At 70.8% G+C, this 18,442-nt stretch carries 13 protein-coding genes and 1 pseudogene; 3 read left to right on the top strand and 11 right to left on the bottom strand.

Annotated features, from left to right (window positions below; genetic code table 11):
• Positions 1 to 5 precede the first annotated feature (5 nt).
• From GA0115233_RS12745 to GA0115233_RS12735, 3 genes are all read right to left on the bottom strand, one after another.
• Complete coding sequence (locus GA0115233_RS12745; RefSeq protein WP_093720307.1) at positions 6 to 1,334, bottom strand: ABC transporter substrate-binding protein; 1,329 nt, start codon at positions 1,332 to 1,334, stop codon at positions 6 to 8.
• Positions 1,335 to 1,373: 39 nt separating this feature from the next.
• Positions 1,374 to 2,981 (bottom strand): glycoside hydrolase family 13 protein, encoded by a 1,608-nt coding sequence (locus tag GA0115233_RS12740; RefSeq protein WP_176711752.1) that lies wholly within the window; start codon positions 2,979 to 2,981, stop codon positions 1,374 to 1,376.
• A gap of 165 nt (positions 2,982 to 3,146) precedes the next feature.
• Positions 3,147 to 4,409, bottom strand: coding sequence for an ABC transporter substrate-binding protein (locus tag GA0115233_RS12735; RefSeq protein ID WP_093720306.1), 1,263 nt, complete (start codon positions 4,407 to 4,409; stop codon positions 3,147 to 3,149).
• A 137-nt stretch (positions 4,410 to 4,546) separates the two neighbouring features.
• On the opposite strand from GA0115233_RS12735, the gene GA0115233_RS12730 reads away from it, so the two are divergent.
• From GA0115233_RS12730 to GA0115233_RS12720, 3 genes are read left to right on the top strand one after another with little or no spacing between them, the layout of a single operon-like run.
• Positions 4,547 to 5,062, top strand: coding sequence for a PadR family transcriptional regulator (locus GA0115233_RS12730; RefSeq protein ID WP_093720305.1), 516 nt, complete (start codon positions 4,547 to 4,549; stop codon positions 5,060 to 5,062).
• Positions 5,059 to 5,811: an ABC transporter ATP-binding protein gene (locus GA0115233_RS12725; RefSeq protein ID WP_093720304.1), complete on the top strand. Its 753-nt coding sequence runs from the start codon at positions 5,059 to 5,061 to the stop codon at positions 5,809 to 5,811. The genes GA0115233_RS12730 and GA0115233_RS12725 overlap by 4 nt, the downstream gene beginning before the upstream one ends.
• A 39-nt stretch (positions 5,812 to 5,850) precedes the next feature.
• Positions 5,851 to 8,136: an ABC transporter permease gene (locus tag GA0115233_RS12720; RefSeq protein ID WP_093720303.1), complete on the top strand. Its 2,286-nt coding sequence runs from the start codon at positions 5,851 to 5,853 to the stop codon at positions 8,134 to 8,136.
• Positions 8,137 to 8,195: 59 nt separating this feature from the next.
• Here the strand turns inward: GA0115233_RS12720 and pgi are convergent, their stop codons facing one another.
• The 8 genes and pseudogenes from pgi to GA0115233_RS12680 form a co-directional block, all read right to left on the bottom strand.
• Positions 8,196 to 9,848, bottom strand: coding sequence for a glucose-6-phosphate isomerase (pgi, locus tag GA0115233_RS12715; protein ID WP_093720302.1), 1,653 nt, complete (start codon positions 9,846 to 9,848; stop codon positions 8,196 to 8,198).
• A 54-nt stretch (positions 9,849 to 9,902) separates the two neighbouring features.
• Positions 9,903 to 11,134: pseudogene (locus GA0115233_RS12710) on the bottom strand (MFS transporter).
• A 154-nt stretch (positions 11,135 to 11,288) separates the two neighbouring features.
• Positions 11,289 to 11,576, bottom strand: coding sequence for an RNA polymerase-binding protein RbpA (locus GA0115233_RS12705; RefSeq protein WP_004002138.1), 288 nt, complete (start codon positions 11,574 to 11,576; stop codon positions 11,289 to 11,291).
• A 246-nt stretch (positions 11,577 to 11,822) separates the two neighbouring features.
• The gene (secG, locus tag GA0115233_RS12700; RefSeq protein WP_015661252.1) at positions 11,823 to 12,053 is read right to left on the bottom strand and encodes a preprotein translocase subunit SecG; all 231 of its coding nucleotides are present in this window, start codon (positions 12,051 to 12,053) and stop codon (positions 11,823 to 11,825) included.
• A gap of 101 nt (positions 12,054 to 12,154) precedes the next feature.
• Positions 12,155 to 12,931: a triose-phosphate isomerase gene (gene tpiA, locus GA0115233_RS12695; RefSeq protein WP_093720301.1), complete on the bottom strand. Its 777-nt coding sequence runs from the start codon at positions 12,929 to 12,931 to the stop codon at positions 12,155 to 12,157.
• Positions 12,932 to 12,937: 6 nt separating this feature from the next.
• Complete coding sequence (gene pgk, locus GA0115233_RS12690) at positions 12,938 to 14,149, bottom strand: phosphoglycerate kinase (protein ID WP_093720300.1); 1,212 nt, start codon at positions 14,147 to 14,149, stop codon at positions 12,938 to 12,940.
• Positions 14,150 to 14,270: 121 nt separating this feature from the next.
• The gene (gene gap / locus GA0115233_RS12685; protein WP_093720299.1) at positions 14,271 to 15,278 is read right to left on the bottom strand and encodes a type I glyceraldehyde-3-phosphate dehydrogenase; all 1,008 of its coding nucleotides are present in this window, start codon (positions 15,276 to 15,278) and stop codon (positions 14,271 to 14,273) included.
• A 195-nt stretch (positions 15,279 to 15,473) separates the two neighbouring features.
• Entirely contained in the window at positions 15,474 to 18,431 is a 2,958-nt protein-coding gene (locus tag GA0115233_RS12680; RefSeq protein WP_093720298.1) for a M14 family metallopeptidase, read from the bottom strand.
• Positions 18,432 to 18,442 lie beyond the last annotated feature (11 nt).

The raw sequence follows: 18,442 nt of genomic DNA, 5'->3' as shown, positions 1-18,442 counted from the left end.
GCGCGTCAGCCCTTGTACGCCTTGGCCGCGGCCTTCTCCAGCTCCGCGGCGGTCGCCTTCGGGTCGGAGGGGTCGCGCAGGAAGTCCTGGAGGATCTTCCACTCGCCCGCGCCCTTGGTGCCGCCGAACGCGGCGGGTGCCTGGTCGGACATGTCGAAGCGGACCGAGTCACCGGCGGCGACCAGGGACTTGGCGGTCGCCCGGGTGACAGCGTCGCTGTAGGCGGCCGGGTCCAGCTTCTTGTTCGGGGAGAGGAAGCCGCCCGCGTCGGCCCACACCGCGGCGGCCTCCGGGGTGGCCAGGAACTCCACCAGCGCCTGGGCGGCCTTCTGGTTCTTGCCGTCCTTCAGGACGACGGCCGCGTCACCACCGCTGACCACGGGTGCTTCACCGCCGTCGACGCCCGGGAAGGGGAAGAAGTTGGCGTCGTCGCCGATGGAGCGGCCGAACTGGTCCTTGGCGACGCCCGCGACGAAGTCGCCTTCGTAGACCATGCCGGCCTCGGCCTTGGGGCCGAAGACCTTCTCCACCGAGCCCGGGAAGTCGGTGTTCAGGGCGCCCTTGCGGCCGCCGGCTATGAGCTGCTCGTCCTTGAAGACCGTGCCGAGCGTGGTGAGCGCCTTGACGACGCTCTCGTCGGTCCACTTCAGCTCGTGCGCGGCGAGCTTGTCGTAGTTCTCGGGTCCGGCCTGGGAGAGGTAGATGTTCTCGAACCAGTCGGTGAGGGTCCAGCCGTCCTGTCCGGCGACGGCGAAGGCGGAGAGCCCGGAGTCGGAGACGGTGCGGCCGGCCTCCAGCATGCCCTTGAAGTCGCGCGGCGGCTCGACGCCGGCCTGCTCCAGGGCCTCGGGGCTGTACCAGACGGTCGACTTGTGGGCGGCCTTGAAGTAGAGGCCGTAGAACTTGCCGTCCACGGTGCCGTAGTTCTTCCAGACCTCGGCGAAGTTGGCGTCGACCTCGCTCTCGGTCTTCTTGGACAGCGGCACCAGCCAGCCCTGCTCCGCGAACTGCTTGAGCACGCCGACCTGCGGGACCAGCACGACGTCGAAGGCGTTGCCGCCCTCGATCTTGCTGCCGACGACGGTGGAGACGTTGTCGCCGGTGGAGACGAACTGGGTCTTGGCACCGGTCTTCTCGGAGAAGGCGTCCAGGACCTTCTGGAAGTTCTTCTGCTCGCTGCCGGACCAGACACCGGCGACGGTGATGGTCTGGCCGCTCAGGTTCTGGTCGCCGCCGCCGGCGGTGACCGGGTCGTCGCTGCCACAGGCGGTCGCGCCGAGGGCCAGGACGAGGGCGGTGCAGCTGAGGAGCAGGGTGGAGCGTCGTCGCATCATCGTTGATGTCCCTTCAAGGGGTGGGAAACTGACGGAAACTCAGAGGTCGCCGAGCCACCAGGCGGCCGTGGAACCGGGCAGCACTCCGGCCGGGCAGGGTCCGCTGGACAGCAGCGGGGCGCCGGAGACGGGTGCGGGAGCGGGGGTGGTCCCGAAGTTGACGGCGCAGACGAATCCGTCGCCGCGGGAGAAGGTGAGGACGTCCGGCGGGCTGTCCAGCCAGTGCAGTTCTCCCTCGCCCAACTGCGGCAGCGAGGAGCGCAGTTGGAGGCCGTCGCGGTACAGGTGCCAGAAGGAGCGGGTGTCGGAGAGGGCGCGGTCGGTGGCGTACTCGGCGAAGTAGTCCGGCTGCGGCAGCCAGGGCTTGGCGCCCTCGACGCCGGAGGTGAAGCCGAACGGGGACGCCTGTCCCGACCAGGGCAGCGGCACCCGGCACCCGTCGCGGATGCGGGCCCGGCTGCCGGTGCGCCGGTAGATGGGGTCGGTGAGCACGTCGTCGGGCAGGTCGACCTCGGGCAGCCCCAGCTCCTCGCCCTGGTAGATGTACGCGGCACCTGGCAGCGCCAGCATCAGCAGCGCGGCGGCGCGGGCGCGGGCGGCGCCGAGGCCGCTGCCCTCGGGGGTGGGTCCGCCGTAGCGGGTGACGGTGCGGACCTGGTCGTGGTTGTTGAGCACCCAGGTGACGGTGGAGCCGGTGCCCGCGATGTCCTCCATGGCCTCGGAGATGACCTTGCGGAAGGCGTCGGCGTCCCAGGGGGCGCCCAGCAGGTCGAAGAAGAACGCCTGGTGGAGTTCGTCCGCGCGGACGTAGAGGGCGTGCTCACGGGCGGTGGGCACGGAGACCTCGCCGACCAGCAGCCGCTCGCGGCCGTCGCGGGCGGTGTACTCCTCGCAGATGGCCCGCCAGTGGCGCCACACCTCGTGCACCTCGGGCTGGTTCCAGGCGAGCGGGTTGACCGAGTCACGGGTGCGGGCGTCGGCCTCCGGGTCGTCGGAGTCGGGCAGGTCGGGGTGTTTGAAGAGCCCGGCCGCCACGTCGATCCGGAAGCCGTCGACGCCCCGGTCCAGCCAGAAGCGCAGGGTCTGCTCGAAGTCGGCGCCGACGGCCGGGTCGCGCCAGTTCCAGTCGGGCTGCTCGGGCGTGAACATGTGCAGGTACCACTGGCCGTCCTCGACCCGGGTCCAGGCCGGGCCGCCGAACATGGCGTGCCAGTTGTTCGGGGGCTCGGCGCCGTCCGGGCCGCGGCCGTCGGCGAAGTGGAAGCGGGCGCGCTCCGGGCTGCCGGGGGCGGCGGCGAGCGCGGCGCGGAACGCCGGGTGCTCGATGGAGCAGTGGTTCGGAACGATGTCCAGGAGCACCTTGATGCCGAGCCGCCGGGCGGCCGCCATCAGCAGGTCGAACTCGGCGAGGTCGCCGAAGAGGGGGTCGACGTCGCGGTAGTCGGCGACGTCGTAGCCGTGGTCGTGCTGCGGTGAGGGGTAGCAGGGGCTCAGCCATATCCCGTCCACGCCCAGCTTCTTCAGGTACGGCAGCCCCGTGCGGACGCCGGCGAGGTCGCCGACTCCGTCTCCGGTGCTGTCCAGGAAGCTGCGGACGTAGACCTGGTAGATCACCGCGTCACGCCACCAGCGGTACTTACTCAACATGTATGCATGTTAGGTAGCCGTGTCAGAGGGGTGTCAATGAAAAGAACACACGTTACCGGGGAGTTGGGGTAACAAATTCGGACTTACCGGGCCAGACTGAGGGCCATTGAGATGTCCGCGTTACTTAACAAGTAACTAGAGGGGTGCGCGGGAGGTCCGGGGAGGTCAGCGGCCGGAGACGTCGGCCAGCTCGCGCGCCAGTCGGCGGACCGCCGCCTCGGGCGTCGCGTGCCCGGTCATGGCGTCCCGCACGACGGCCTGCACCACCAGGCTGACCTGGTCGTAGCGCGGGCTCTTGGGGCGCGGGGCGGCCGTGAGCACGCTCTGGCGCAGGGTCGGCAGATAGGGGAACTGCCGGATCAGGTCCGGATCCTCGTACAGCGCGGCCCGCACCGGCGGCAGCGCGCCGCGCGTGAGCACCTGGCGCTGGACGGGCTCGCTGGTGAGGTACGCGATCAGCCGCGCGGCGGAGTCGGGATGCCGGGCGTGCGTGGAGACGGCCAGGTTGGAGCCGCCGAGCACACTGGTGCCCGGGCCGTCGGGCCCCGGCAGCGGCACCGCGCCAACCTTCCCGGCGACCGGCGAGCCCTGCGCGGAGGTCACGACATAGGCGTAGGGCCAGTTGCGCAGGAACAGCAGACGGCCGTCCTGGAAGGCCTGCTTGGACTCCTCCTCCTTGAAGGCCAGCGCCCGCTCGGGGATCCAGCCCTCGCGCACCCCGCGCGCCAGGAAACCGATGCCCTCGCGCGCGGCGGCCGAGTCCACGGTGACCGTCTCGCCCTCGCCGCCGAGGATGGAACCGCCCGCCGAGTAGACGGCCTCGGCGGCGTTCACGGTGAGTCCTTCGTACGGCAGGAACTGGCCCGCGTAGCCGTCCAGCCCGTGTTTCGGGGCGACGGTCTCGGCCAGGTGTTCCAGTTCGGCCCAGGTCCGCGGCGGCGGCACGCCCTCCTCGGCCAGGACGTCCTTGCGGTAGAGCAGAAGGCCCGCGTTGGTCACGTACGGCACGGCGTACAGCCGTCCGTCGTAGGTCGCGGTGTCGACGACCGGGCGCAGGAAGGAGTCCAGCGGGAAGCGGTCGCGCGGCAGGGGCCGGATCCAGCCGGCCGCGGCGAACTCCGAGGTCCAGTTGACGTCGATGTTCAGCAGGTCGAACCGGCCGCGTCCGTCGCGCAGGTCGGTGGTCATCTGGGCGTGGGTCTCGTCGGCGGAGTCCGGCAGCTCGACCAGGGTGACCCGTTCGTCCGGGTGCTCGCGGTTCCAGCCCTCCAGCAGGGGGCCGAGATATCCGGTGAGGTCGCCGGCGGTGGCCAGGGTCAGCGGACCGCGCCCGGAGTCCTCGCCGGACTGCACTCCGGAGGCCGCGTATCCGGTCAGAACCACCATCAGTGCGAGGAGCCCCCTACCGGCGGCGCGTATCCACCGCATAGGTTCCTCCCTGTACACCGGCTCGGGCTTCGTCGCCCGGGTCAGAGGCCATGTATACCTGTTAGGTATGCGCGATACTAGGGTCTGTCGCACATTACGCCTGTCGCACTGGCGGAGACCCGAGGAGGACAGCACGAGTGCGCCTGCCCCTCCTGGCACTCCTCGCGCGCGGTCCCGCCCACGGCTACGAGCTGAAGCAGGACCTTGAGCGGATGCTGGGCTCGGCGTACCCTCAGCCGAACGTCGGCCAGATCTACGTCACCCTCGGCCGCCTCGAAAAGTCGGGACTGATCGAGGGCGAGGACGTGGAGCAGTCCAGCCGGCCCAACAAGAAGGTCTACCACCTCACGGACGCCGGGCGCGAGGCGCTGAGCGCCTGGTTCGAGGAGACCGAGGACGAGCCGCGGGTGCGGGACGAGTTCTTCATGAAGCTGGCTCTCGCGCCCCAGACCGGCCTCGCCGACCAGATCGCCCTCATCAACAAACAGCGGCGCCAGTACCTCACCACCATGCGCAACCTTTCCAAGCTGGCCGCCGCCGAAGACCGCGACAACCGCATAGCGCATCTGCTCATCGAGGGCGCGATGCTGCATCTCCAGGCAGATCTCGACTGGCTGGAGCGTTGTCAGGAAGAGCTGGAGGAGCTGGAATGAGCGACGGTCCCGCTCCCGTGCTGCACGCCGAGGGCCTGGTCAAGACCCACTACGGCGAGGGCGCCCCGGCACACGCCGTGCGCGGTGTCGACCTGTCCGTGACCCGTGGTGAGTTCGTGGCGATCACCGGTCCGTCGGGCGCCGGGAAGTCGACGCTGCTGCACTTGCTGGGCGGCCTGCTGCGGCCGGACAGCGGCCGGATCGAACTGGACGGGGTGTCCACCGACAACTGGAGCGAGGCCCGCTGGGCGGTCGAGCGCAGGAAGCGCATCGGCATCGTCTTCCAGTTCTTCAACCTGGTCTCCAACGTGTCGGTCGCCGACAATGTCGAGCTGCCCGCCCTGCTCGCCGGGGCGTCGCCGAAGAAGGCGCGCACCGAGCGGGAGGAGCTGCTGGCGGAGCTGGGCCTGGACGGCAAGGAGCGCAGCATGCCGGGCGAGCTGTCCGGCGGTGAGCAGCAGCGCGTCGCGCTCGCCCGCGCCCTGGTCAACCACCCCCCGCTGCTGCTGGCCGACGAACCCGCCGGCAGCCTGGACAGCAAGGGCACCCGCGAGGTGATGCGGCTGCTGTCCCGGTTCCACCAGCGCGGCCAGACGATCCTGCTGGTCACCCATGACGCCCGGCTGGCCAGCGCCGCCGACCGCGTGATCAGCTTCTTCGACGGCCGCATAGCCGACGACGCGGCCCTCACCGACACCGCTCCGCCGCGCCGCGGCGGCATATCGGGCGTCCTGGAGCTCAGGGACTGACATGCGGGCCTACGACGATCCCCTGGGGGCCTGATCCGGATGCGAGCCACTCTGCGCTGGGCGCACTCCGATCTGCGCACGCACCGCGGCGAGGCGCTGTTCCTGGTCCTCGCCACCGCCGGTGTGGTCGTCTCACTGCTGCTGGCCACGGCCCTGTTCGGCTACGCCACCAACCCCTGGCAGCGTCTGTTCACCCAGTCCCGCGGCGCCCATGTCTGGCTGCACACGGCCGACACCGCCGACGCGGGCCGGCTGAACGCGCTGGACGGCGTCGCCTCCGTCGCCGGCCCCTACCCCACCGCCCCCGCGACCCTGGCCTCCGGCGGCGGCGCCCGCGCCTCGGTCGAACTGCGCGGCACCCCCGACCGTCCCTCCGTCGGCCGTCCGCTGCTCACCTCGGGGCACTGGCTGGACCCGGAGAACCCCGACGGCGTGGTCCTGGAGTCCCGTCTCGCCCACGCCCTGCTCGCGGGCCCCGGCGACACCCTCACCCTCCCCGGCACGGCCCGGAAGCTGACGGTGCTCGGCGTCGCCGACAGCCCGGAGCCGCGCTACCGGCCGGGCGAGCGCCCCGGGCTGGTCTGGGCCCTGCCGTCCGCCGTGCACGACCCGGTCGGCCAGGTCACCGGGCTGCGCCTGGCCGACCCCGAGGACACCGACTACATGGTCCAGCGCGCGGTCACCGAACTCGGTGCCGGCGCGGTCACCAAGGTCTCCACCTGGACCCAGGCGCGCGCCGAGGAGCAGGGCAGCGACCGGCTGCTCGGCCAGGTGCTCGGCCTGTTCGGGCTGGGCGCGCTGATCGCCGCCGGGCTCGCCGTGCACGGGGCGATCGCCACCCGGATCCGCGGCCACCTGCGCGACATCTCGATCCTGAAGGCCATCGGCTTCACCCCGGGCCAGGTGGTCCGGGTCTACCTGCTCCAGCATCTCGCCTACGCCCTGCTGGGCGCGGTCTCCGCGGCGGCGCTCACCGAGGCGCTGGGCAACCGGCTCCCCGGACGGCTCGGTGACGCGGTCGGGGTGTGGCAGGGGCTGCCGGGGCACGCGGTGGCGCTGTTCGCCGTCCCGGTCGGCGCGGTGCTGTTCATCGCGGCCACGACCGGGCTCGCGGCCTGGCGGGCGGGCCGGGTGCCGCCGGTGCCGGTGCCCCGGCGGCTGTCGTCGGCGGGCGGCGGGCTGTCCCGCCCGGTCCGGCGGCTGCTCGGCGTACGGCTGTCGCCCGCGCTGGTGCTGGGCTGGCACACCGCGTTCGCCCGTCGTCCGCGCACCCTCGCCACGGTCGCCCGGCTCGCCCTGCCGCTGCTGCTGATCGTCGTGGCGCTGAGCGCCTGGAGCACCATCGACCGCTTCCAGAGCCACCCCGAGCGGATCGGACTGCCCACCGCGCTCACCGTGCACACCGACTCCGGCATCGCCGCCGGGGAGGCCCGCGCGATCCTGGACGAGGACCCGCAGGTCGCCGACGTCTACCCGAGCGCCGAGGTGGCGGCGCTGGTGCCGGGCCAGACCTCCACGATCGCGCTGCGCGGCCTGGGCACCGCGGACAACCCCTATCCGCACGCCCTCGCCGAGGGCCGCGCGGCTCGCGGCCCGGACGAGGCGGTGGCCGGCCAGGGCCTGTTGAACCTGCTGGACGCGAAGGTCGGCGACTGGGTGCGGATGACCGTGGGCGACGACGTGCAGATCCTGCACATCGTCGGCCGCAGCATCGAGCCGGAGAACGCCGGGCGCAGCATCTCCACGTCCCTGGACACCCTCCGCGAGAACGACCCGGACCTCACCCCGAGCCGCTACGAGCTGCGGCTGGGCGAGGACGCCGAGGCCTCCGAGGTCGCGGCCCGGCTGACCGAGGCGGGCCGCGGGCACCTGGACGTGCACACGGTTCCCAACCCGGCCGACGGGCTGTCCCCGCTGCGGGGCGTGGTGATCGGCGTCATCACCGTGCTCGCCCTGATCGGGCTGATCGAACTGCTGACGGCGATCGGCGGCATGGTCCGCGAGGGCGAGCGGGATCTTCTCGCGTTGAAGGCGATCGGTCTGTCTCCGCGCCAGATCACCGGCATCACGGTCACGGCGACGGCCGTCACGGCGCTCGGCGCGGTCCTGGTGGGCACGGCGCTGGGCAGTGTGCTGGGCCGGTGGCTGATCGACGCGCAGGGCAGTTCGAGCGGCGTCGGGGCCGGTATCGCGAGCGGACCGCCCGCCGTGATCCTGCTGGCGCTCGGCGCGGCGGCGGTGGCCGGAGCGGCCGCCGTCGCGGCGGTACCCGCGGCGCGGGCGGCCCGGCACCGGCTGACGGACGCGCTGAACACGGTCGCGTAGGAAGGCGGGCGCCGCGTGGCGGGGAGCGGACGGGCCCCGCCCGCTCCCCGCCGCCCGGCTCACCGTCCGCGCAGCTCGCGGTACTTGGCGACGAGCGCCTTGCTGGAGGCGTCCAGGCCCGGCACCTCGGCGCCCTCGGTGAGCGCGGGCTCGACGCGCTTGGCGAGGACCTTGCCCAGCTCCACGCCCCACTGGTCGAAGGAGTCGATGTTCCACACCGCGCCCTGCACGAACACCTTGTGCTCGTAGAGCGCGACGAGCTGGCCGAGCACCGACGGGGTCAGCTCGCGGGCGAGGATGGTGGTCGTCGGGTGGTTGCCCTGGAAGGTCTTGTGGGCGACCAGTTCCTCCGGGACACCCTCCGCGCGGACCTCGTCCGGGGTCTTGCCGAAGGCCAGCGCCTGCGTCTGGGCGAAGAAGTTCGCCATCAGCAGGTCGTGCTGCGCCTTGAGCTCCTCGCTCAGCTCCGCGACCGGCTCGGCGAACCCGATGAAGTCCGCCGGGATCAGCTTGGTGCCCTGGTGGATCAACTGGTAGTAGGCGTGCTGCCCGTTGGTGCCCGGCGTGCCCCACACCACCGGCCCGGTCTGCCAGTCCACCGGCTGCCCGTCCCGGCCGACGTACTTGCCGTTGGACTCCATGTCGAGCTGCTGGAGGTAGGCGGTGAACTTCGACAGGTAGTGGCTGTAGGGCAGCACCGCGTGCGACTGGGCGTCGTGGAAGTTGCCGTACCAGATGCCCAGCAGGCCCAGCAGCAGCGGGGCGTTGGACTCGGCGGGCGCGGTGCGGAAGTGCTCGTCGATCAGCCGGAAGCCGTCGAGCATCTCGCGGAAGCGGTCCGGGCCGATGGCGATCATCAGCGAGAGGCCGATCGCCGAGTCGTAGGAGTAGCGTCCGCCGACCCAGTCCCAGAACTCGAACATGTTGGCCGGGTCGATGCCGAACTCCGTCACCTTCTCGGTGTTCGTCGACAGGGCGACGAAGTGCCGCGCGACGGCCTCCTGACCGGCGTTCAGCTCGCCCAGCAGCCAGTTGCGGGCCGAGGTGGCGTTGGTGATGGTCTCGATGGTGGTGAAGGTCTTGGAGGCGATGACGAACAGCGTCTCCGCCGCGTCCAGGTCGCGGGTCGCCTCGTGCAGGTCGGCGCCGTCGACGTTGGAGACGAAGCGGACCGTCAGATCGCGGTCGGTGAAGGCCCGCAGCACCTCGTAGGCCATGGCCGGGCCGAGGTCGGAGCCGCCGATGCCGACATTGACAACGTTCCTGATCCGCTTGCCGGTGTGCCCGGTCCACTCGCCGGAGCGGACCCGCTCGGCGAAGTCGCTCATCTTGTCGAGGACGGCGTGCACACCCGGGACGACGTTCTCCCCGTCGACCTCGACGACCGCGTCGCGCGGGGCGCGCAGCGCGGTGTGCAGGACCGCACGGTTCTCGGTGGTGTTGATCCTCTCGCCGCGGAACATGGCGTCGCGCAGCCCGAACACATCGGTGGCGGCGGCCAGCTCGCGCAGCAGGCGCAGCGTCTCGTCGGTGACGAGGTGCTTGGAGTAGTCGATGTACAGGTCGCCGACCTGGAGCGTGTACCCGGTGCCGCGCCCGGGGTCGGCGGCGAACAGCGCGCGCAGGTCCGCCTCTTCGAGCTGCTCGCGATGCTTGGCCAGTGCGGTCCACTCGGGCGTCTGGTTGAGCCGGGTACGGCCGTCTTGGTTCATCTCGGACTTCAGCCTTCTTTCGTACCTGTCCCCGCGGTTCCCCAACCTAGTTGATCAGCGGGCGACGTGAGCGGTCGTGCTGTCGTCGTGCGGGTCGACAACAAGTACGTCGGCCCTGGGCACAGGTATCAGCGCGAGCACGGACAGGACGAAGAACGCTGCGGCGAGCAGCACGGGGGTGTTCAGGCCCCAGGCGGTGGCGACGGCGCCGCCGAGGAGCGCGCCGAGCGGTGCCCCGGCCACGCCGAGGGTGCGGAACGCCGAGCTGACCCGGCCGAGCAGTTCGGCGGGGGTGCGCTGCTGCATCAGGGTCGTGGTGTTGACGTTCCACACCATGCCCATGAACCCGAACACGGCGAGCGCCAGACAGAGCGCGGCCTGATGCCGCACCAAGCCCATGACGAGGAGCGCGGCGATCTGCGCGACCCCGGCCAGCAGTACCGCCCGCACCCGTCCCACCCGGGCGACCACCGCTCCCCCGGCGAATCCGCCAGCCAGGCTGCCGACGGTGTACGCGGTCATCGCGAGCGCGTAACCGGTGTTGCCGGCGTCCAGCCAGCCCGTCACCAGGAGCACCAGGGTGGCGATCAGCGCGCCCATGCCGATGTTGCACAGGGCGGTCGCGGCGCACAGGCCGCGCAGGGCCCGGTCCCGTATCAGGGCGCGCAGTCCTTCGGCGATCTCCCGGCGCAGGGTGCTGCCCGCCGGGCGGGGCGCCCGCTCGGGCGGCGCGGTGCGCAGGGAGGCGATCAGGGCGGCGGCGAGCAGGAAGGTGACGGCGTCGGCGGCGAAGGGCGCCGCGGCCTCGGCGGCGAGCAGCAGGGGTACCGCGGGGGCGCCGAGCAGCCCGCCGGCGATGCGCTGCCCGGTCATCAGCCGGGCGTTGGCGCCGCCCAGCTCGGTGGGGCCGACCAGGGCGGGCAGCAGGGCGGTGGAGGCGTTGTCGAAGAGGGTCTGCAGCGTGGTCAGGGCGAAGGCGAGGGCGATCAGCAGTCCGATCGAGGCGTGCCCGAGTGCCACGGCGAGCGCGAAGGCGGCGACCAGCACTCCCCGTACCGCGTCGACCGTCCACATCGCGCGCCGCTGGTCCACCCGGTCGGCGACGGCGCCGCCGAGCAACCCGAAGACGATCCAGGGCAGATAGCCGCAGGCGGTGACGGCGGCGATGAGCAGCGGCCGGTCCGTCAGGGTCGCCGCCAGCAGCGGCAGCGCGGCCGTGCGCAGGGCGTCGCCGAAGCTGGAGAGCACAGCCGCCCGAACCCACCGCGCCACGCCGACGCGCGCACGTCCCCCGTCCCGACCGCCACGTCTCCCCCTCACGGTCCGCCCGATGCACAAACCGTAGAGGGCACCACTGACAATCGGCCGTGACCTGCACGGCGGTGGCCGGTGAGACAGCTTCGGCCAGGCACGCCTCGGTGCCCGGCCGGTGGTGAACTGCTAGATCTCGCCGCGCAGTTTGGCGAGCGCCTCGGCGAGGATCGCCTCGCCGTCCGCGTCGCTGCGCCGCTCCCGTACGTACGCCAGATGCGTCTTGTACGGCTCGGTGCGCGGCGGGTCCGGCGGGTTGTCCCGGTCCTGACCGGCGGGGAAGCCACAGCGCGGGCAGTCCCAGGTGTCGGGAACCTGCGCGTCGCTGGCGAAGCTGGGCTGAGTCTCGTGCCCGTTGGAGCACCAGAAGGAGATGCGCAGCCGGGGCGCGGACTCGCCGCGCTCGGCCTCGCCCATCGGCCCCGCCCCGACCCGGCTTCCTCGGATCGCGTTGCCACTTGCCACGGTGTAACTCCCTGCGTGATGGTGCCGCGAAGCGAGTCGGCGTGTCGCTTCGTTGCGAGCGCCTCAGTCTACGTAAGGCCCAACGCACGTCCAGTGATTGGAGTTACAGGCCCCATATCAAGACGCAAGCCCCATGATAGGCCGCGCTCTGCCGCGCGTACCGAACATGGGGCCTTACGTACGGAATGTGCGCGCGGGTCAGTTGTTGACCTTCATCAGAAGGCCGAGCACGACAATGCACGCGAACCACAGCAGACCGACCACGACCGTGATCCGGTCGAGGTTGCGCTCGGCGACCGAGGAGCCGCCGACGGACGACTGCATGCCGCCACCGAACATGTCGGAGAGGCCGCCGCCCTTGCCCTTGTGCATCAGCACCAGCAGCATCAGCAGCCCGCTGAACACGATCAGGGCGATCGAGAACCCCATAACCACGGCTGGACCAACTTCCTCGGATCTGGATGGACGACAGGGGCACAGCCACGGGCTGTGCCCCCGCAAGGGTACGACGGATCGCCGTTAAGGCATACTCACTGGTCGCGGAAGCGCACGATCTTGACGAACTCGTCCGCGTCCAGCGACGCGCCGCCGACCAGGGCGCCGTCGATGTCGGCCTGGGCCATGATCTCGGCCACGTTGCCCGACTTCACCGAGCCGCCGTACTGGATGCGGATCTTGTCGGCCACGTCCTGGGAGTACAGCTCGGCGAGCTTGCCGCGGATGGCCGCGCAGACCTCCTGGGCGTCCTCGGCGCCGCAGACCTTGCCGGTGCCGATGGCCCACACGGGCTCGTAGGCGATCACGACGGTCTCGGCCTGCTCGGCCGGGAGGTCCTTCAGACCGCCCTCGACCTGGGCGAGGGTGTGCGCGACGTGGTTGCCGGCCTCACGGACCTCCAGCTCCTCGCCGACGCACAGGATCGGGGTCAGGCCGTGCTTGTAGGCGGCCTTGACCTTGCTGTTGACGATCTCGTCGGTCTCGTTGTGGTACTGGCGGCGCTCGGAGTGGCCGATCGCCACGTAGGTGCACCGCAGCTTGGCCAGCATCGGGCCCGAGATCTCGCCGGTGTAGGCGCCGGAGTCGTGCGCGGAGATGTCCTGGGCGCCGTACTTGATCCGCAGCTTGTCGTGCTCGACCAGGGTCTGCACGGAGCGCAGGTCGGTGAAGGGCGGCAGGACGGCGACCTCGACGGCCTCGTAGTCCTTGTCGGCCAGAGCGAAGGCGAGCTTCTGGGTGTGGGCGATGGCCTCAAGGTGGTTGAGGTTCATCTTCCAGTTGCCCGCCATCAGCGGCGTACGGGTGGTCATTGAGGGTCAGTCCTCCAGTGCGGCGAGGCCGGGGAGCGTCTTGCCCTCAAGGTATTCGAGGGAGGCGCCGCCGCCGGTCGAGATGTGGCCGAATGCGGTCTCGTCGAAGCCCAGGATGCGCACGGCGGCGGCGGAGTCTCCGCCGCCGACCACCGTGAAGGCCGGGGAGTCGAGGAGAGCCTGGGCGACCGCCTTGGTGCCCTCGGCGTAGTCGGGGTGCTCGAAGACGCCCATGGGGCCGTTCCAGAAGACGGTGGCCGCGTCGGCGAGCTTCGAGGCGTAGAGCTTGCGGGTCTCCGGACCGATGTCCAGGCCCTGCTGGCCGGCCGGGATGGCGTCCGCGGCGACGGCGGTGGGGTTGGCCGGGGCCTTGGTCTTCAGGTCCGGGAAGTCGGCCGCGACCAGCGTGTCGACCGGCAGGACCAGCTCGACGCCGTTCTTCTCGGCGCGCTCCAGGTACTCCTGGACGGCCGGGATCTGGTCCTCCTGGAGCAGCGAGTTGCCGATCTCGTAGCCCTTGGCCTTGAGGAAGGTGTACGCCATGCCGCCGCCGATGAGCAGCCGGTCGGCCTTGCCGAGCAGCTGGTCGATGACGGCGAGCTTGTCGGAGACCTTGGCGCCGCCGAGGGCCACGACGTAGGGCCGCTGGACCTCGTCGGTGAGCTTCTTCAGCACGCCGACCTCGGTGGCGATGAGGTAGCCCGCGTAGTGCGGCAGCTTCGCCGGGAGGTCGAAGACGGAGGCGTGCTTGCGGTGCACGGCGCCGAAGCCGTCACCGACGTAGACGTCGGCGAGGGCGGCGAGCCGGTCGGCGAACGCGGCGCGCTCGGCGTCGTCCTTGGAGGTCTCGCCGGCGTTGAAGCGCAGGTTCTCGACGACGGCGACCTGCCCGTCGCCCAGGCCGGCGACGACGGCCTGCGCGGACTCGCCGACGGTGTCGGTCGCGAAGGCCACCTCGGCGCCGAGGAGTTCGCCGAGCCGTGCGGCGGCGGGCGCGAGGGAGAACGCCGGGTCCGGGGCACCCTTGGGGCGGCCCAGGTGGGAGGCGACGACCACGCGGGCGCCCGCCTCGGCGAGGGCCTTGACGGTGGGCAGCACGGCGCGGATCCGGCCGTCGTCGGTGATCGTGGTGCCGGCCAGCGGCACGTTCAGGTCGGCGCGGACGAAGACCCGCTTGCCGGCGACACCTTCGGCGAGGAGTTCGTCGATCGTCTTCATATAAGGGGACTCCTGAAGAGGCTCTGGTCGTGCGAAAGCTGATCACGCGAGTAAGGGCTCGTGCAACGCATCATCGCGCCGCACGAGCCCTGCACTCACATCGAGGTGTCCGCTCTGTGGATCAGAGCTGGTTGCCGACGAAGACCGTCAGGTCGACGAGGCGGTTGGAGTAGCCCCACTCGTTGTCGTACCAGCCGAGGATCTTCACCGACTTGCCCTCCTGGACCATGGTCAGGGAGGAGTCGAAGGTGCAGGAGGCCGGGTCGCTGACGATGTCCGAGGAGACGATCGCGTCCTCGGTGTAGGACAGGTAGCCCTGCAGCTCGCCCTCGGCGGCCTTCTTGAACGCGGCGTTGACCTCGTCCTTGGTGACCTCGCGCTCCAGCTCCACGACCAGGTCGGTGGCGGAACCGGTGGGGACCGGGACGCGCATCGCGATGCCGTCGAGCTTGCCCTTGAGCTGGGGCAGGACCAGGGCGGTGGCCTTCGCGGCACCCGTCGTGGTCGGGATGATGTTCTCGGCGGCGGCGCGGGCGCGGCGCAGGTCCTTGTGCGGGAAGTCCAGGATGCGCTGGTCGTTGGTGTACGCGTGAACCGTCGTCATCAGACCCTTGACGATGCCGAAGTTCTCGTCGAGGACCTTGGCCATCGGCGCCACACAGTTGGTGGTGCAGGAGGCGTTGGAGATGACGTGGTGGTTCGCCGGGTCGTACTTGTCCTGGTTGACGCCCATCACGATGGTGATGTCCTCATTGGAGGCCGGAGCCGAGATGAGGACCTTCTTGGCGCCGCCCGCGATGTGCTTCTCGGCGTCGGCCTTCTTCGTGAAGATGCCGGTCGACTCGATGACGATGTCGACGCCCAGCTCGCCCCACGGGATGTCGGCGGGGTTGCGCTCGGACAGGACCTTGATGGTGTGACCGTCGACGGTGATGGTGTCGGCGGTGTGGGTCACCTCCTGCTTGAGGCGGCCCAGGATGGTGTCGTACTTCAGCAGGTGAGCGGTGGTCGCGGTGTCACCCAGGTCGTTGACAGCCACGATCTCGATGTCAGCACCCTGCTCCAGCAGCGCGCGGAAGTAGTTACGACCGATGCGGCCGAAGCCGTTGATGCCTACGCGGATCGTCACGAACCGATCTCCTCGTTGGTACGCCGGCCATGCGGTGCCGGCGAGCTGTATTTGGGATGTCCCCGACCGCCTACGACCCTACCTCCCTGAGGCCCCCTTGGTGACATCGAGATGTCCCATACACGGGCAGGCGGTCCGTACCCGCCAGTAGGGGTACGGACCACCCCTCAGGGTTGACTCCTCGTCATCTTTTCGTCACTCGGAGTCGAGGGAGGCGAGTGCCTCGCCGATCAGTGCCGTTCGGTCGGCCGGGGCGACCACGTGCTCCAGGCCGAAGCCCAGCAGCACGGTGTCGTGGGTGGTGACCGCGCCGTAGGTCCGGAAGAGCTGACCCACGCGCGACCAGTCCTTGACCACCGCGGGGCTGCCCGCGGGCGGGCCGGGGGTGGTCCAGGCGCCGAGCGAGGTCTCGAAGCCCTCGGTCTCGGCCGCGCCGCCGCCGATCACGACGGAGGCGTTGTCGACGAGGACGCCGCGGCCGCCGGAGCCGGGGTCGGTGATGTAGCTGAAGGACAGCTCCACGGTCCGGCCCGCGTACGCGGACAGGTCGAAGGAGACCTCCTGCCAGCCGTCCGAGGCCCCGGTGAAGCTGTTCCAGGCGCCGCTCCGGCCGCTCGCCGCGCAGGCACCGCCGTCGAGCGTGAGGTACCGGCCGAGTGCCGGGTGGGCCTGGATGAAGAACCCGGCCGAGCACTCCTCGGGCACGGCGGTGCCGGTCGCGCCACCGAGTTCCGGCAGCGTGGTCCAGTCGTCGCCGCCCGCCGTCCGGGCCTCCAGCACGGCGTGGTCGTAACCCGGCTCGGTGCTCCACAGCATGCGGGCGCGCAGGGTGGGCGCCTGGGAGGCGGTGACCGAGGTGAGGTCGACGGTGCGGGTGAGCCGGTTCCAGGCGTAGTCGCTGTGCGTGACGGCCGCCATGGCCTCGCCCTCGTACGGGCCGTACGGGTTGACCGTGCCCGGGTAGCCGCCCGCCCCGGAGCTGGCGAACTGCGGGAACCGGTCCGGGGCCAGGGTCTCGGAGGTGACGCTGTAGGTCCCGGCCGCGTTCAGCGGGTTGCCCGGCGCCCCGGCCAGCGCGCCCTTGGCGCCCGCGAGTGCGCCGGAGCCCTCGAAGGCGGTGGCGCCGGACAGCGACGTACGGGTGTAGGCGCCGAGGTAGTACTGGCTGAAGTCGTTGGACGGGGTGCCGTCGGCGAGGCTGACGCTGCCGCCGGCCAGTTCGCCGGCCTCGATCAGCTTGCCGCCCTCGTTGAGGTAGGCGCGGAGCTGGAGCTGGGTGGCGTTGCCGGGGGCGGAAGCGCCGGTGTAGTGGACGACGGTCTCGAAGTGGCCGAGTACGCCGAGGGCGTGCGGCGCGCCCTGGGTGGCGACGTCCCAGACGGCGGCCCGGTGGCCGTTCGCCCTCAGGGCGTCGACGTAGGTCTTCGTCGCGGTGGCCGCGGCGCCCTCCTCGGCGACGACGAGAACGTCCGCGCGCGGGCGCTCGGCCACGGTGTAGGTGAAGCGCTCGCTTGAGACCTTCTTGCCGCCGCGGGTCTCGCCGGTGAACCACACCTCGACCTTGTCGCCCACGTCGCCGTCGGCGACCTTGGCGCGGTACTCGTCGAAGTGGAGGTTGTCCTCACCGCCGTAGGTCTCGCCGCCCTTCCACCGCTTGAGCGCCATGTCGAGCGTACGACCGCCGTTGACGCGGTACTTGAGCTCCTTGTCGCGCAGCGACTTGCGGGCGACGACGGAGACCTCCTGGTCGGCGCCGCGCGAGTAGGAGGTGGTGAAGGGCGCCGGGGTGAAGTCGGCGGCCTCGGCGCCGATCGCGGAGACCGGCCGGTCGGGGTGGGCGGCGGACTCGGCGACGGAGAGCGCGAAGGGGATGTTCTTGGCGAACTCCTGCTGGATCAGCTTCTCGTCGTCCGGGAAGTTGAACACCGACCGGCAGTCGGAGGCGCGCCACTCGTCGTCGGGGTCGACGTCGGAGGCGGTCTGGCAGGTGGACATCTCGGGGGTGAACATCGCCATGCCGTTGACGTTGGAGGCGTGTCCGTCGGCCTCGCCGTTGGTGGTGTACAGCTCCGAGGAGACCTGCGGGTGGTAGCCGGGGATCGCGGAGTTGCCGGGGGTTCCGGCGAGCGCCTTGTACAGGACGTCGTCGGGGGTGTCGGTGGCGACCTGCCAGCCGACGCCGTACAGGAGGAGTTCGGCGGCCGAGTGGTAGTTGATGCCGAAGGCGAAGCCGATGCGCTTCTGCAGGGCGTCGATCGCCTTGGTCTCCGGCTCGGAGCCGGGGGACGCGCCACGGTAGGTCTGGCTGGCGGGGTGCGGCGAGGAGCCCTCGTCGTCGTAGCCCCACTTGTAGGGGAAGTTGCGGTTGAGGTCGACGCCGTCGCCGGTGCCGATGACTCCGTCGGCGTTGACGTCGCGGAGGTTCTTGCGCCAGAGGCGGTCGCCGTCCTCACCGAAGGTGTGGTCGTAGCCGTCGGGGTTGGCGGAGAGCACGAACCACAGCTCGGTGCGGTCGACGATCTTCCTGATCCGTTTGTCCGTGCGGTAGTTGTCCAGGTAGTGGTGCATCAGACGCCGGGTCATCTCCGGGGTGATCCACTCGCGCGCGTGCTGGTTGGACATGTACAGCACGGCGGGCCGGGACCCGTCCTTGACCCGCTGGGCGTTCTTGGTGAGCTTCACCGCGAGGATGTCCTGGCCGCTGATCGTCTTCCCGATGGAGACGACCTTGGTCAGGCCGGGGTTGTCCCGGCCGGTGCGCAGGATCTCCTCCTTCAGGCCGCCGCTGCCGCTGTACGGGCGGAAGACGCCCTCGGCGGCGGCCTCCACGCGCCGCTCGGACTTGGCGGACAGCTCGTGCTCGGTGAGCCGTACGCCCTGGTCCTGAAGCTTCTCCGCCTGCTTGTCGGTGAGGTAGACCTCGACCGTGGCGGTGCCCCTGGCGGGTGCCTGCTCGCCGAGTTCGTGGCCGTCCTGTCCGGCGGCCAGCAGCAGCGGTATCTGCTTCTTGGTGACCTCGGCGCGGAAGACCTTGACCTGCTCCGGACCGGGTGCGTCCGGGTTCTCGTCCTGTGCTTGGGCAATGGGTGCGATGCTCGCTCCGCCGATCAGGAGCGCGCCGACAGCGAGGATCGATCTCGCTCTGTGTCTCATGAACCCCCCTA

It is taken from the genome of Streptomyces sp. DI166 (assembly GCF_900091315.1).
In the GTDB taxonomy this organism is placed as follows: Bacteria; Actinomycetota; Actinomycetes; order Streptomycetales; family Streptomycetaceae; genus Streptomyces; species Streptomyces fuscus.
The sequence above is the reverse complement of the archived record's forward strand: the minus strand, read 5'-3'. Positions and strand labels throughout refer to the sequence as shown.

Coding starts and splice junctions, on each gene's coding strand:
- GA0115233_RS12680 (WP_093720298.1), bottom strand. CDS start 18,431: ATGAGACACAGAGCGAGATCGATCCTCGCTGTCGGCGCGCTCCTGATC.
- GA0115233_RS12740 (WP_176711752.1), bottom strand. CDS start 2,981: ATGTTGAGTAAGTACCGCTGGTGGCGTGACGCGGTGATCTACCAGGTC.
- GA0115233_RS12725 (WP_093720304.1), top strand. CDS start 5,059: ATGAGCGACGGTCCCGCTCCCGTGCTGCACGCCGAGGGCCTGGTCAAG.
- GA0115233_RS12705 (WP_004002138.1), bottom strand. CDS start 11,576: ATGGGCGAGGCCGAGCGCGGCGAGTCCGCGCCCCGGCTGCGCATCTCC.
- tpiA (WP_093720301.1), bottom strand. CDS start 12,931: ATGACCACCCGTACGCCGCTGATGGCGGGCAACTGGAAGATGAACCTC.
- pgi (WP_093720302.1), bottom strand. CDS start 9,848: ATGAACCAAGACGGCCGTACCCGGCTCAACCAGACGCCCGAGTGGACC.
- GA0115233_RS12745 (WP_093720307.1), bottom strand. CDS start 1,334: ATGATGCGACGACGCTCCACCCTGCTCCTCAGCTGCACCGCCCTCGTC.
- secG (WP_015661252.1), bottom strand. CDS start 12,053: ATGGGGTTCTCGATCGCCCTGATCGTGTTCAGCGGGCTGCTGATGCTG.
- GA0115233_RS12735 (WP_093720306.1), bottom strand. CDS start 4,409: ATGCGGTGGATACGCGCCGCCGGTAGGGGGCTCCTCGCACTGATGGTG.
- pgk (WP_093720300.1), bottom strand. CDS start 14,149: ATGAAGACGATCGACGAACTCCTCGCCGAAGGTGTCGCCGGCAAGCGG.
- GA0115233_RS12720 (WP_093720303.1), top strand. CDS start 5,851: ATGCGAGCCACTCTGCGCTGGGCGCACTCCGATCTGCGCACGCACCGC.